Genomic DNA, 13,526 nt, shown 5'->3' on the forward strand with positions numbered 1-13,526 from the left:
ATTCACGTGATCACCGACAGAGCGGAACCGGGCCCGGGGGCACGGGCCTGGCCCATGTTGCTCCAGTCCGTCCTCGCCGGCCGTGACCTGGCCGCCGCCGACACGGCATGGGCCATGGACCGGGTGATGAGCGGCGAGACCACCGACGCCCAGCTCGCCGGCTTCCTGGTCGCCCTGCGCGGCAAGGGGGAGACGGTCGGTGAACTGGAGGGCCTGGTACGGGCCATGCTCCACCACGCGGTCCCCCTCGACGTCCCCGGAGCCACGGTCGACGTGGTCGGCACGGGCGGCGACGGGGCCCGTACCGTCAACATCTCGACCATGTCCGCGATCGTCGCGGCCGGCGCCGGCGCCCGGGTCGTCAAGCACGGCAACCGGGCGTCGAGTTCGGCCTCGGGCTCCGCGGACGTGCTGGAGGCCCTGGGCGTGCGGCTGCGCCTGGAGCCGGCGAGGGTGGCCGCCCTCGTGGACGAGGCGGGGATCACCTTCTGCTTCGCCCCGGACTTCCACCCGTCCATGCGGCACGCCGCCGCGGTCCGCAAGCAACTGGGGATCCCGACCGTCTTCAACGCGCTCGGGCCGCTGACCAACCCGGCCCGTCCGACCGCCCAGGCGGTCGGCGTGGCGGACGCGCGGCTGCTCCCGCTGATCGCCGGGGTACTGGCCCGCCGGGGCGGCACCGCCCTGGTGTTCCGCGGGGACGACGGCCTCGACGAGCTCAGCGTCGGCACCACCTCGACCGTGCTCAGCGTCGAAGGGGGAAGGGTCCGGGAGGAATCCTTCGACCCCCGCGACGCGGGCATCGCGCCCGCCCCGGTGGACGCGCTGCGCGGCGGGGACGCCGCGCACAACGCGGAGGTGGCCCGGCGGCTGTTCGCCGGCGGGGAGCGGGGCCCGGTACGTGACGCGGTGCTGCTCTCGGCGGGCGCCGCGCTGGCCGCCGCCGAGCCGTCCCGGGGCCGCACGGTCACCGAGCGGCTGCGCGAGGGGGTCGCCGCGGCTGCGGCCTCCCTGGACTCGGGGGCCGCGGAGGCGGTCCTGGAGCGCTGGGCGCGGGCGGCCTCCGGACATGCAGGAGCGCCGCTCGCCGCCGCGGGGCGGTGAGCGGTACGCACCGTACGGAACGCGGACACGCCGCGGGGGGGGGGGGGGGGGGGGGGGGGGGGGGGGGGGGGGGGGAAGAGGGGGGGGGGGGGGGGGGGGGGGGGGGGGGGGGGGGGGCTGGAGGGGGGGGGAAACGACCAAACAAAAAAGCCAGCAGACCACGCAGTTGCTCCCCCCCCCCCCCCCCGCCCCCCCCCCCCCCCCCCCCCACCGGCGGCGGTCAGGGGCCCGGGGTCAGGGCGACAGGGCGGCGGCCTTCGCCGGCAGCCGTACCGGCTCGTGGACCAGCGGCCCCTCGGCCACGTCGTCGGCCTCCGCGCCCGGGGGTACGCCCTTGCGGATCCAGGACAGGGCCGGCGAGGTGACCGCGGTGGTGAACAGGGCCATCAGGACGAGCATCGTGAACAGCTCGGGCCCGATCACCCCCAGCTCCAGCCCCAGGTTCAGCACCACCAGCTCGGTCAGGCCGCGGCAGTTCATCAGCGCCCCGATCGACATGGCGTCCCGCCAGGACTGGCCGGTGGCCCGGGCCGCCGCGGTGCTGCCGCCCCACTTGCCGAGGAAGGCGACGGCCATGACGGCCGCGGCCCACAGCCACATCACCGGATCGGCGGCGATCAGCCCCACGTCGGTCTTGAGGCCGGTGTTGACGAAGAACAGGGGCAGCAGGATCGGGATGGTGAAGGCCCGCAGCCGGGCCGCGCACAGCTCGATCACCCGGGAGCCGCGCGGGGTGATCACCCCGAAGACGAAGGCGCCGAACAGGGCGTGCACGCCGATCTTGTCGGTGGTGAAGGCCGACAGGCACAGCCCGCTGAAGAGCACCACCAGCACGACGGAGTCCACCGTGCGGGCGGCCCGTACGGCCCACTTGGCGAGCAGCGGCCGGATCGCGTAGATCATGAACGCCAGGAACAGGGCCGCGAGCGCCGCGGTCGTGGCCGCCTCGATGGGGGAGCTGCTGGTGCTGACGGCGACGACGGCGGCCAGCAGGCACCAGGCGGTCACGTCGTCCACCGCCGCGCAGGCCATGGACAGGGCGCCGATGCGGGTGTTGTAGAGCCCCCGGTCGGTCAGGATGCGGGCGAGCACCGGGAAGGCCGTGATGCTCATGGACACCGCGATGAACAGGACGAAGGCGAGCTTGGTGACGCCCTTCGGCGCCATCGTGTCGTACATCAGCAGGGCCAGTCCCGAGCCGAGCAGCAGCGGGAGCGCGATGCTCGCCTGGCTGACGCCGATGGCCGTGCGACTGTGCCCGCGCAGGGCCGAGAGGTTGAGTTCCAGGCCCACCAGGAACATGAACGCCAGCAGACCGATGTTTCCGAACGCCCCGGTGAACGGCAGGACCGTCCCGGGGAACAGCCATGTCTGGGCGTCGGGCCAGAGCCAGCCGAGCAGCGAGGGGCCCAGCAGGATGCCGACGGCGATCTCGCCGACGACCGGCGGCTGACCGAGCCGGCGGAAGAGCATCGCGCCGGCCTTGCACGCGATGATGACGGCGGGGATGGCGATCAGCAGATCGGGCAGCGGGTCACGGGCGGACACGGGCCGCTCCTTCCTGGGCCGGCGGGACGGTGAGCGGGGCGGGTATCGCCGGCAGGGGAGGGGCCGCCGCGGGTGGGCCGGGGACGGCCGTGGCGTCGGTCCAGCGGGCGTACCTGCGCTTGCCGTACAGCAGGGGCGCCTCGTCCTCGCGCAGCGAGACCCGGGTGATCCGGACGAACACGGCGGTGTGGTCGCCGAACTCGACGGCCTGGGTGACCTCCCCGTCGGCCACCGCGTGCGAGGCCTCCGCCAGGTGCGGGCCGCCGGCGCCCAGCGGCAGCCGCCACTCGACGTGCTCGAAGCGGTCGGGGGCGCCCGAGGCGAACAGGTCCGAGACGGGGCGGGCGTTCTCGTGGAGCAGGTTGACCGCCACGTGCCCGGTCTCCAGGACGGCCTGGACGGTCGGGCTCGCGGTGCGCAGGCACAGCACCACGGTGGGCGGGGAGAGGGCGACGCTGGCGAGCGAGCTGCACGTCATGCCGCGCGGCTCGGAGTCCGTACCGATCGTGGTGATCACCGAGACGCCCGAGGGGAAGGCCGACATCAGGGGCCTGATGTCGGCTTCGGCCGCGCCGTCGGCAAGGCCGGCGCGGGCGGAGGGGGACGGCTGCGAGGTGGCTGTCATGAGTGGGGACTCTCCTGGGGTCAGGGGTGCGGCGCGGGCCCGGAAGCCGGAGGGAGGGGCCGGCTCCGGGCCTGTGCACCGGAAGGGGGAGACGCGTACTAACCGTGCAGCTTGCGCAGGTAGTCGTACGTGCTGGGGAGGGTGTCGAGGAGGTGGTCCTGCTCCTGCTTGACCTTCCCGAACAGGGCCTCGGCGCCGGCCACGGAGTCGGGCTTGTGCGCGAGGATCGGCAGCGGGGCGTCCGGCTCCAGGCCGAGGCCGGCGAAGACGCAGTAGTAGCTGCCGTTCGTCCAGAAGTTGCGGAATTCGGCCTCGAAGTTGCCGTAGTACGTGGACTCGTCGGCGATCGGCGAATTGATGGCCAGGCCGGCCTTGTAGGCGGAGATCTTCTCCTGGATGTTCTTCGGGAGGGTCAGCTCCTTGTTCGCCCGCCAGAAAGGCGTGTCGTTGCGCGGCGCGTAGTAGAAGTGCGCCTGGATGAAGTCGCGGGTGTCGTCGAACATCACCTCGATCTCGCGGTTGAAGCTGGTCGTCAGCTCCGGGTTGAAGTCGCGGTCCGGGAAGTGCTTGGCGAGCTGGTAGATGGCCGCGGTGATGAAGTAGATGCCGGTCGATTCCAGCGGCTCCAGGAACGCGGAGGAGAGGCCGATGCTCACCACGTTGTTCACCCAGGCGCGGCGGTTGCGGCCGACCCGGAACTTCACGTGGTTGAACTTCGTGGTCTCCGGATCCAGGCCCCACAGGGCGCTGAATTCCTTGGTGGCCTCCTCCTTCGTCGTGAACCTGCTGGAGTAGACGTAGCCGGATCCGAAACGGCCCAGCATCGGGATCTTCCAGGTCCAGCCGGAGGACATCGCGATGGCGGAGGTGTACGGCTCGATGCCGTTCGCCTCGTCGTCGTGCGGCACCGCGGTGGCGACGGCGCTGTCGCACAGCAGGTGGTCGCTCATGTCGATGAACGGCTCTTCCATGGCCTGGTTGATGAGCAGCCCGCGGAAGCCGGAGCAGTCCACGAACAGGTCGGCGTCCAGCACCCGGCCGGCCTTGGTGTGCAGGGCCTTGACGAAGCCGCGCTCGTCCTTCTCCGCGTGCGTCATCTCGTCCTGGACGTGGTTGACGCCCTGCTTCCCGGTGGCGAAGCGGCGCAGGAAGTCGGCGACGAGGGCGGCGTCGAAGTGCCAGGCGTAGCGGGTGGACGGGGTGCCGTCGAGCCACTTCGGGGACTTCTTCGCGTCCATCACCGGGGGCTCGCGGAAGCACGCGTAGTCGAACGGCTCCTCGGTCTGGCCCTCCAGCTTCCGCTTGGCCCAGTAGTGCGACATCGGGACGTTGTCGCTGTCGGGCAGGATGCCGAACGGGTGGTAGAAGTGGTCCGGGCCGCCGTTCTCCAGCTCACGCGCGTCGGGCTGGCCCTGGCCGCCGGTTCTCCAGTTCACGAACCGCACCGCCATCTTGAAGCTGGCGTTGCACTCCCGCATCCACTCCTCCTCGGCGATGCCGAGGTAGTCGAAGAGGACCTTGTGGAGGTTCGGGACGGTGGCCTCGCCGACACCGATCCGCGGAATCGCCGGCGCCTCCAGGACCGTGATGTCCACGGTGCCCTGGAGGGCCTTCCCGAGATAAGCGGCGGTCATCCAGCCGGCGGTACCGCCGCCCAGGATGACGACTTTCTGAATGCGCGAGTCGGTGCCGGTCATGTGGGGACTCTCTCTTCCGTCTGCTGGGGAGTTCCGTGGTGCGATGGGAAGAGATTCGGACCGTCGACTATGCGCCACCTATAACCAGCCGTATGGCATCGGTATAGCGGATTGGCCGAATCTCGGTCCCGTTGTATCCGCACCCCGCAACTCCCAGCAGAGGATGGCTGCATCAGATGCCGTACGACGAAGGGACGAAGGGAATCCTCTCTACAGTGGGAGGAACGCCGCTCATCGAACTGGAGCGTTTGCTGCCGGGCCTCGGCTCGCGGGTGTTCGCGAAGGTGGAGCGGTTCAATCCCGGAGGAAGTATCAAAGACCGCTCGGCACTCTCCATGGTGCTGGCGCGCATCAGGTCCGGGGAACTCGTCCCGGGCAAATCCACGGTGGTCGAGTCGAGTTCGGGCAATCTCGCGATCGGGCTCGCCCAGATCTGCGGCTATTTCGGACTGCGCCTCATCTGCGTGGTGGACGCGCGCACGACCCGGCAGAACGTCGCGATCCTGCGGGCCTACGGGGCCGAGGTGGAGATCGTCGTCGACCCCGACCCGGCCACCGGCGAGCTGCTGCCGGCCCGGCTGCGACGGGTCGCCGACCTCGTCGCGGAGATCCCCGACGCCTACTGGCCCGACCAGTACTCCAACCCGCTCAACCCGGTCGCCCACCAGACCACGATGCGCGAGATCGCCGAGGCCCTCGACGGCCGCGTCGACCAGCTCGTCGTGGCCGCCGGCACCAGCGGCACCCTGGGCGGCTGCGCCGAGTACATCCGCCGCCACGGCATGAACACCACCGTCAACGCGGTCGACGCGGTCGGCAGCGTGCTGTTCGCCCCGCCCGAGCGCGTCACCCGGCTGATCCCGGGACACGGCGCCTCGGTGGTGCCCCGGCTGCTGCGCCCCTCGGACGCGGACCGGGTCATCCACGTCGGCGACCTCGACTGCGTCGTGGGATGCCGCCGGCTGGTGCGCCAGGAGGCGGTGCTCGCCGGCGGCTCCTCGGGGGCCGTGGTCGCCGCCCTGGAGCGGATCGCCCCGGACATCATCCCGGGCTCCAACGTGGTGCTCGTCCTGCCCGACGGCGGCGACCGCTACCTGGAGACGATCTACGACGACGCCTGGGTGCGCCGCCAGTTCGGCGAGGTCTCCCACCTGTGGAAGGACCCGCAGCCCGCGGTCACCCCGCACCTGGTGGATATAGGCCACGGATAGCGGCCGCTCCCACCATCGAACCATCCCCCCCCCGCACGACCCCCACCCAACGGAGGAATTCGGATGACCACCCAGATCGCCACCCTCGACGCCGAGCGCAAGGAGCAGATCAAGGAGATCGTCTGCGACATCCTGGAGCTCGACCTCGACGAGGTGACCGAGACCAGCCTCTTCAAGGAGGAGCACGACGCCGACTCCCTGCGCACCATCGAGATCCTCGCCTCGCTGGAGCGGGTCTTCGGCATCACGCTGGAGCAGGCCGAGCTCAGCCGCATGGTCAACCTGGTCGGCGTGTACGCCGTGATCGCGGAGGCCGAGGGCAAGTGACCTCCGAGACGGCCGCGACGGGGCAGCGACCCGCTGCCCGGCACCGGGTGGTGATCACGGGTCTCGGTGTCGTGACGAGCATCGGCACGGGCGTCGACGCCTTCGCCGAGGGCCTGCGGGGCGGACGCAGCGGGGCGAAGCCCATCAGCGCGTTCGACACCACCGGCTTCGCCCATTCCAACGCCTGCGAGATCACCGACTTCGAGCCGGAGGCCTGGCTGCGCGAGCTGCCGGCCGACGAGCTCGGCCGGGCCGCCCAGTTCGCGGTCGCCGGGGCCCGCATGGCGGTGGCCGACGGCGGACTCACCGAGGCGGACGTCCGGGCCAGGCGCTCCCTGGTCTCGGTCGGCACCACCGACGGCGAGTCCCGCGACCTGGACCACCTCACCGGGCTCCAGGTCGCCCAGGGAGAGGACACCCTCGACCCGGTGGTCGCCCGGCGCGTCTGGCCGGGCCGGCTCTCCGCCGGCATCGTCCGCGAACTGGGCCTGGAGGACGTCGAGACGGTCACCGTCCCGACCGCCTGCGCCGCCGGCAACTACGCCGTCGGCTACGGCTACGACGCCATCAGCTCCGGCGACGTGGAGATGGCCCTGTGCGGCGGCGCCGACGCCCTGTGCCGCAAGACCTTCACCGGCTTCTACCGGCTCGGCACCATCGCCCCCGACGTGTGCCGGCCCTTCGACGCCGACCGGCAGGGCATCCTCACCGGCGAGGGCGCCGGCATCCTGCTGATGGAGTCCCTGGAATCCGCTCTGGCCCGCGGCGCCCGGATCTATGCCGAGGTGCTCGGGTACGGGCTGTCCTGCGACGCCAGCCACCCGGTCGCCCCCGACCGGGACTCGATCGCCCGCTGCATCACCGCCGCGCACGCCAACGCCGGCATCACCCCCGCCGACGTGGACTTCATCTCCGCGCACGGCACGGGCACCAAGGCCAACGACGTCACCGAGGTCGGCGCGATCCGCCAGGTGTTCGGCGAGGACCTGCCCCGCACCGTCTCCATCAAGTCGATGATCGGCCACACCATGGGCGCCGCCAGCGCCCTGGCCTCCGCGGCCTGCGCCCTCGCCCTGCGCGAGGGATTCATCCCGCCGACCGTCAACCACCGCACCACCGACCCCGAATGCGGGGTGGACTGCGTACCGAACGAGGCGGTCGAGGCCGACCTCAAGGTCGTGCAGAACAACGGACTCGCCTTCGGCGGCAACAACGCCGTGCTGGTCCTCGGCCACTGGGAAGACGAGAGGAGCGCCGTCGCATGAGCACGGCAGCGGAACCCCGCGAGCGGCAGCTCGTCATCTCGGGCTGGGCGGTCAGCTCCCCGTACGGACTGGGCCGGCGGGCCTTCGCCGAGGGACTCCTCGCACGGACGGCGGCCACCGCCCCCGTCGACACCGGGAAGTGGCCCGTCCCGTACGAGGAAGCGGGCCTGATCCCCGGCTTCGACATCAAGGAGGTGCTCGGCCGCAAGGGCACCCGCTCCATGGACCGGGCCACCGGCATCGCCGTCGTCACCGTCGGCGAGCTCCTGGAGGACTTCGGCCGGGGCCTGGCCGCCGACCCGGAGAAGACCGGGCTGGTGCTCGGCACCTCCGGCAGCGTCCAGTCCATCATGGACTTCACCAAGGACGCCCTGACGGGGGAGAAGCCCTACCTCGTCGACCCGGCCCGGTTCCCGAACACCGTGATGAACTGCCCGACCGGCCAGAGCGCCATCCGGCACACCCTCAAGGGCCCCAACGTCACCGTCTCCGGCGGCTCGGCCACGGGCCTGCTCGCCCTGAACTACGCCTCCCGGCTGCTGCGCGGCGGCCACGCCAACGCGCTGCTGGCCGGCGCCGCCGAGGAGTACTCCGTCCAGCGGGCCCGCCTGGAGCGGGTCGCCGACCACGGCGGGGCCGAGGCCGACCCGCTCGGCGAGGGCGCCGCGCTGTTCCTGCTGGAGAGCGGGGCCGCCGCCCGCGACGGGGGCCGCCAGGTCCTCGCCACCGTGCTCGGCTCCCGCTTCCGGGCCTTCCCCGAGAGCGGGCGGGCCGGCTCCGCGCTGGCCCGCTGCGTGGCGGAGGTGCTCGCCGGCGCGGGCGCCGCCCCCGAGGACGTCGCCCTGGTCGCGCCGGGCACCCCGGCCGGGCTGCTCGGCAAGCAGGAGGAGTCCGCGCTGGAGACCGTCGCGGGCGAGCGGATCGCCGTACGCCCCCTCGTCGGCGACGCCACCGCCGCCTCGGCCGCCTTCCAGCTGGCCGCCGTCCTCGCCCACGCCGGAGCCCGGCCCGCCCTGGTCGACCGGCTCGCCCTGGTCACCGCCATCGACCGGGACGGCACCGTCGGAGCCACCCTGCTGCGGCTCGGCTGAACCAGGCCGTCCGGGCGGGGGCGCACGCCGACGCGCCCCCCCTCACCCCCGCCCCACACGCACACCCGCGTCCCGAGAGAGAGGCACCTATCCATGTCCGAGACACCGAGGCCGGTAGCCCTCGTCACCGGCGGCTCCCGCGGCATCGGCCGGGCCGTGGTGGAGATCCTGGCGCGGGACGGCCACGACGTGGCCTTCTGCTACCAGTCCAACGAAGAGGCCGCCCGGCTCGCCGCGAAGTCCGCCGAGGCGCTGGGGGCGCGGGTACTGGCCCGCCGGGTGGACGTCACGGACCGCGAACAGGTCCGCGCCTTCACCGCGGAGGCCGAGGCGGAGCTGGGCCCGGTGGAGGTACTGGTCACCGCCGCCGGCATCGTCCGCGACGGCCACCTCGCCATGATGAAGGACGAGGACTGGGACGCGGTGGTCCGCACCAACCTCGACGGCACCTTCAACTTCGCCAAGGCAGTGGCCTTCCCGATGATGAAGCGCCGCCGCGGCACCATCATCACCCTCTCCTCGGTCGCCGCCGCCGGCAACGCCACCCAGAGCAACTACTCCGCCACCAAGGCCGGGATCATCGGCTTCACCAAGGCCCTCGCCAAGGAGTCCGGCCGCAGCGGCCTGCGCGCCAACGCCGTGGCCCCCGGCTTCATCGCCACCGACATGGTCGGCGGCCTGTCCGAGAAGCACGCCAAGGAGATGGCGGACCGCATCCCGCTGCGCCGCTTCGGAGAGGCGCACGAGGTCGCCGAACTGGTGTCCTTCCTCGCCTCCGACCGCGCCTCCTACATCACCGGACAGGTCTTCCACATCGACGGCGGTCTGGTCGTCTGACCCGCCCGACCACCGGGACCAGCCTGATTCACAGAGGAGTTTCGACATGGCCGGCCGTGCCGCCAAACCGCCCCGGTTCTACTTCAACCTGCGCAGCCCCTACAACTTCTTCGCCCTGCACGACATCGAGCGCGAGCACCCCGGACTGCTCGACCGCCTCGAATGGCGCCCCTTCTGGGAGCCCGACGAGACCAGCGCCCGGCTGCTCGACGAGGCCGGCGGGCAGTTCCCGTACACGCCGATGAGCCGCGCCAAGCAGTTCTACATCCTGCGCGACGTACGCCGCCTCGCCGCCGACCGGGGCCTGCCGCTGACCTGGCCGGCCGACCGCGCCCCGTGGTGGGAGCCGGCCCACCTGACCTGGTTCCTCGCCGCCGACGCGGGCCTCGGCCGGGAGTGGGTGGCACGCGCCGGGCGGGCCCGCTGGCTGGAGGGCCGCGACATCTGCGACCCGGCCACCGTCGTCGAGCTGGCCGCGGAGATCGGCCTGGACCCCGCGGCCGTGGCCGCCGCCACCGACGACGCCGGCCTGCGCGCCCGCGGGGCCGCCGCCCTGATGGACGTGTACCGCGACGGGGTCTTCGGGGTCCCGTACTTCATCAACGGCAGCGAGCCCTACTGGGGCCTGGACCGGGTGGCCTCCTTCGCCGCCTCCTTCGCGGACGCCGTCCAGGAGGCCCCCGCCGCGCCCGCCGAGAAGGAGCTCGCGGCGGTCGGAGCCGGCCGCACCACCGACATGAGCCACGCGGGAGGCTGCGGATGAGCACGACCACCGTGGAGGCGCTGCCGCTGACCGCGATCCAGCAGTCCATGTGGACGGCCTACCGGGTCTCGCCCGAGGCCTCCGCCTACAACATCGTCATGCCGCTGCGGCTGCGCGGCCGCGTCGACCCCGTCGCGATGGACGCCGCCGTCACCGCCGTCGGCGCCCGCCAGGAACTGCTCCGCTCGGTCTTCACCGAGAGCGCCGCCGGAGTGCGCCGCACCGTCAGCGAACAGCCCCTGGTCCGGCTGGAGTTCCACGACCTCGACGGGGCCGGCGAGGCCGAGCTGCACCGGGCCGCCGAGGAGGCCGGGGCCCGCCCCTTCCGCCTGGAGTCCGGAGCCTTCCGGGTGGTGCTGCTGCGCCGCTCCGACGAGGACTGGGCCCTGGTCACCTCCGCCCACCACATCGTCAGCGACTTCACCTCCCGCTGGCTGCTGGTCCGCGACGTCCTCGACGCCTACCAGGGCATCGCCGCCGGCACCGGGCCCGCCTGGCGGCCCATCCCCGGCTCGTACGCCGACCACGCGGCCGAAGAGCTGCGCTACACCGCCTCCGAGGCGGGGCAGCGGGCCGCCGCGCTGTGGCACGAGTCGGTGGCCGGTGCCGCCGCCGCCGAACTGCCCCTGGACCGGCCCCGGCCCGCCCTGCGCTCCTACCGGGGCGGAACCGTCGTACGGCAGCTCGCGAAGGACACCGCCGACGGCCTGCCCGCGGCGGCCTCGGCCGCCGGGGTGACGCCCTTCGCGTACCTGCTCTCCGTCTTCCAGGCCCTCACCCACCGCTGGACCGGCCAGGACGCCTTCGTCCTCGGCGTCCCGGCCACCAGCCGGATGGGCCGCGCCCAGCGCGACGTGATCGGCTGCTTCCTCAACACCATGCCGGTCCGCGCCGACTTCGACGCACGCTCCACCTTCCGCAGCGCCGCCGCCCAGGCCGGCGAGCGGGTCATGCGCGGCATGGTCAACGTCCGCTACCCCTGCGCCCTGGCCTTCCCCCGCGCCACGGTCTTCCGCACCGCGCTGTTCCTGGTCCAGATGGACCGCATGGAGCCGCCGGTGCCCAACGTCCCGCCGGGCGCGAGCGAGGGCCCGTCCGTCCCGTACGCGGGGCTGGACATCGCCCTGATCGACGTCCCCCAGCAGGAGGGCCAGCTGGACCTGCTGCTGCGCATCGAGCAGACCCCGGACGGGGTCACGGCCGTCTTCTCGTACGACACGGACGTACTGGACCGCGGGACGGTCGCGCGTTTCGCCGACGGCTACGAGCGGATGCTCGCGGCCGCCGTCAAGGAGCCGGACACCGCGGTCGCCGACGTGGAACTCGCCGGCGCGAACGAGCTGGAGGCCCTGCTGGCACTGGGCACCACCGCCGGCGGAGACCTCGACGGCTTCGACGGCTTCGACGAGTTCGAGTCCTTCGAGAACGCCCGGGAGCACCGGTGAGCCTGCGCATCGCCGTCATCGGCGCGGGACTGGGCGGCCTGACCGCCGCCGCGGCCCTGTACGCCCGGGGCCTGGACGTCACGGTGTACGAGCGCGGCGAGGCCCTGCGCGAACAGGGCGTCGGCATGCACCTGGGCCCCAACGGCACCCGGCTGCTGGAGCGCCTGGGCCTCGGCCCGCGCCTGGCCGAGCTGGCCGTCCGCCCCGAGGCCCTGGAGGTCCGCGCCTTCCACAACGGCGCCCGGGTGGCCGTGCAGGAGATGGGCGAGGCCTGGGAGCGGCAGTTCCGCGCCCCCTACCTCACCGTCCACCGCGGCGACCTGCACCGGATGCTGGCCGGCCTGGTCCCGGCGGAGCGGGTGCGCACCGGCAGGGAACTGGTCCGCCACGAGGAGCGCCCCGACGGGGTGCTGCTGGAGTTCGCGGACGGCACCACCGACCGGGCCGACGTACTGGTCGGCGCCGACGGGGTGCACTCGGCGGTGCGCCGCGCGCTGGCCGGCGACGACGCCCCCGTGTACTCGGGGAACAGCGCCCTGCGCGGACTGGTCGCCGCGTCGGACGTACCCGGGCTCGACCCGGCCCGCATGTACATGTTCGCGGGCCCCGACGCGCGGGTGCTGTGCTACCCGGTCTCCGGCGGGCGGCAGTTCACCTACGTGGTGGTGGCCCCGGCTCCCGAGGGCGACGCCGAATCCTGGACCGGTGCCGGCGACCGGGCCGACCTGGACTCCGCACTCGCCGGCTGGGCCCCGCAGGTCCGCGAGCTGATCGGCGCGGCCGGCGAGGTGCGCCGCTGGGCCCTGTACGACCGGGCCCCGCTGGAACGCTGGAGCACCGCCCGCACCACCCTGCTCGGCGACGCCGCCCACCCGATGCTCCCGCACCACGGACAGGGCGCCAACCAGGCCGTCGAGGACGCCGTCGCCCTCGCCGTCTGCCTCGCCGAGGCGGGCCCGGGCGGGCCCGGCACCGCCGCCGCCCTGGAACGCTACGAAGCGCTCCGCCGGCCCCACACCACCCGGGTACAGCTCGGCTCCCGCGCCGGCGGCAAGCCCCGGGGCGGGCCCGACGGCGACGTCAGGGGCGCGGCCGCCGACGTGAGCTGGATCCTCGACCACGACGTGGAAGCCGCCCTGCGCACCCCTGTGAGCAGCGCGGCCGCCTGAACCCGCCCCCCACCCCCACGGGCCCCCGACGCCATCCGGCGCCGGGGGCCCGTCCCGCGTTCCGGCCCGTATATGCGCTCGATAGGGCATCGATAGCGCCCTCTTCAAGGATGGCCACATCTGATCACGCGAAGGGAACAGCGATGAGCGAACAGCAGAACGCCCCCCAGCAGAACGACGACCGGGCGGAGACCCGCTACCGCGTCGTCCTCAACGACGAGGAGCAGTACTCGATCTGGTGGGCCGGGCGCGAACTCCCCGCCGGATGGACCGCCGAGGGCACCGAGGGCACCCGCGAGGAATGCCTCGCCCGGATCACCGAGGTGTGGACCGACCTGCGCCCCGCCAGTCTGCGCCGGCGGATGTCCGCCGCCTCCGCGGTCTGACACACCCGCACCGCCGGGCCCGTCCCGGCCCGCCAAGGCCTCGGGCACGGCCGACGCC

At 73.1% G+C, this 13,526-nt stretch carries 13 protein-coding genes; 10 read left to right on the top strand and 3 right to left on the bottom strand.

Going from position 1 to position 13,526, the window contains the following annotated elements; all coding sequences use genetic code 11:
* The first annotated feature begins 54 nt into the window (after nucleotides 1–54).
* Nucleotides 55–1,104: an anthranilate phosphoribosyltransferase gene (trpD, locus tag ACZ7IF_RS15700; RefSeq protein WP_470971476.1), complete on the top strand. Its 1,050-nt coding sequence runs from the start codon at nucleotides 55–57 to the stop codon at nucleotides 1,102–1,104.
* Nucleotides 1,105–1,338: 234 nt separating this feature from the next.
* Here trpD and ACZ7IF_RS15705 read toward each other — a convergent pair whose 3' ends face one another.
* The 3 genes from ACZ7IF_RS15705 to ACZ7IF_RS15715 all read right to left on the bottom strand — a co-directional run bounded on the left by ACZ7IF_RS15705 (nucleotide 1,339) and on the right by ACZ7IF_RS15715 (nucleotide 4,974).
* On the bottom strand, nucleotides 1,339–2,652 hold the full coding sequence (locus tag ACZ7IF_RS15705) for a cation:proton antiporter (RefSeq protein ID WP_470970575.1): 1,314 nt from the start codon (nucleotides 2,650–2,652) through the stop codon (nucleotides 1,339–1,341).
* Nucleotides 2,639–3,277 (bottom strand): flavin reductase family protein, encoded by a 639-nt coding sequence (locus tag ACZ7IF_RS15710; protein ID WP_470970582.1) that lies wholly within the window; start codon nucleotides 3,275–3,277, stop codon nucleotides 2,639–2,641. The genes ACZ7IF_RS15705 and ACZ7IF_RS15710 overlap by 14 nt, the downstream gene beginning before the upstream one ends.
* Before the next feature lie 98 nt (nucleotides 3,278–3,375).
* Nucleotides 3,376–4,974 carry a tryptophan halogenase family protein gene (locus ACZ7IF_RS15715; protein ID WP_470970588.1) on the bottom strand — a complete coding sequence of 533 codons (1,599 nt, stop codon included), beginning with the start codon at nucleotides 4,972–4,974 and terminating at the stop codon, nucleotides 3,376–3,378.
* A 176-nt stretch (nucleotides 4,975–5,150) separates the two neighbouring features.
* Here ACZ7IF_RS15715 and sbnA point away from each other — a divergent pair, with 176 nt between their 5' ends.
* From sbnA to ACZ7IF_RS15760, 9 genes are all read left to right on the top strand, one after another.
* Complete coding sequence (gene sbnA, locus ACZ7IF_RS15720; protein WP_470970595.1) at nucleotides 5,151–6,185, top strand: 2,3-diaminopropionate biosynthesis protein SbnA; 1,035 nt, start codon at nucleotides 5,151–5,153, stop codon at nucleotides 6,183–6,185.
* A gap of 63 nt (nucleotides 6,186–6,248) precedes the next feature.
* Entirely contained in the window at nucleotides 6,249–6,512 is a 264-nt protein-coding gene (locus tag ACZ7IF_RS15725; RefSeq protein WP_007267082.1) for an acyl carrier protein, read from the top strand.
* Nucleotides 6,509–7,777 (top strand): beta-ketoacyl-[acyl-carrier-protein] synthase family protein, encoded by a 1,269-nt coding sequence (locus ACZ7IF_RS15730; protein ID WP_469114644.1) that lies wholly within the window; start codon nucleotides 6,509–6,511, stop codon nucleotides 7,775–7,777. Before ACZ7IF_RS15725 ends, ACZ7IF_RS15730 begins: the two co-directional genes overlap by 4 nt.
* Complete coding sequence (locus tag ACZ7IF_RS15735) at nucleotides 7,774–8,868, top strand: beta-ketoacyl synthase N-terminal-like domain-containing protein (RefSeq protein ID WP_470970607.1); 1,095 nt, start codon at nucleotides 7,774–7,776, stop codon at nucleotides 8,866–8,868. Before ACZ7IF_RS15730 ends, ACZ7IF_RS15735 begins: the two co-directional genes overlap by 4 nt.
* Nucleotides 8,869–8,961: 93 nt before the next feature.
* Nucleotides 8,962–9,705 carry a 3-oxoacyl-[acyl-carrier-protein] reductase gene (gene fabG / locus ACZ7IF_RS15740; protein ID WP_469114642.1) on the top strand — a complete coding sequence of 248 codons (744 nt, stop codon included), beginning with the start codon at nucleotides 8,962–8,964 and terminating at the stop codon, nucleotides 9,703–9,705.
* A 46-nt stretch (nucleotides 9,706–9,751) separates the two neighbouring features.
* Nucleotides 9,752–10,468, top strand: a complete 717-nt coding sequence (locus ACZ7IF_RS15745) for a DsbA family protein (protein WP_470970618.1) — start codon at nucleotides 9,752–9,754, stop codon at nucleotides 10,466–10,468.
* Nucleotides 10,465–11,913: a condensation domain-containing protein gene (locus ACZ7IF_RS15750; RefSeq protein WP_470970625.1), complete on the top strand. Its 1,449-nt coding sequence runs from the start codon at nucleotides 10,465–10,467 to the stop codon at nucleotides 11,911–11,913. Before ACZ7IF_RS15745 ends, ACZ7IF_RS15750 begins: the two co-directional genes overlap by 4 nt.
* Nucleotides 11,910–13,082, top strand: a complete 1,173-nt coding sequence (locus ACZ7IF_RS15755) for an FAD-dependent monooxygenase (RefSeq protein WP_470970632.1) — start codon at nucleotides 11,910–11,912, stop codon at nucleotides 13,080–13,082. The genes ACZ7IF_RS15750 and ACZ7IF_RS15755 overlap by 4 nt, the downstream gene beginning before the upstream one ends.
* A gap of 143 nt (nucleotides 13,083–13,225) precedes the next feature.
* On the top strand, nucleotides 13,226–13,468 hold the full coding sequence (locus tag ACZ7IF_RS15760; protein ID WP_470970639.1) for an MbtH family protein: 243 nt from the start codon (nucleotides 13,226–13,228) through the stop codon (nucleotides 13,466–13,468).
* Nucleotides 13,469–13,526: the final 58 nt, after the last annotated feature.

The organism is Streptomyces sp. NPDC037421 (genome assembly GCF_055602105.1).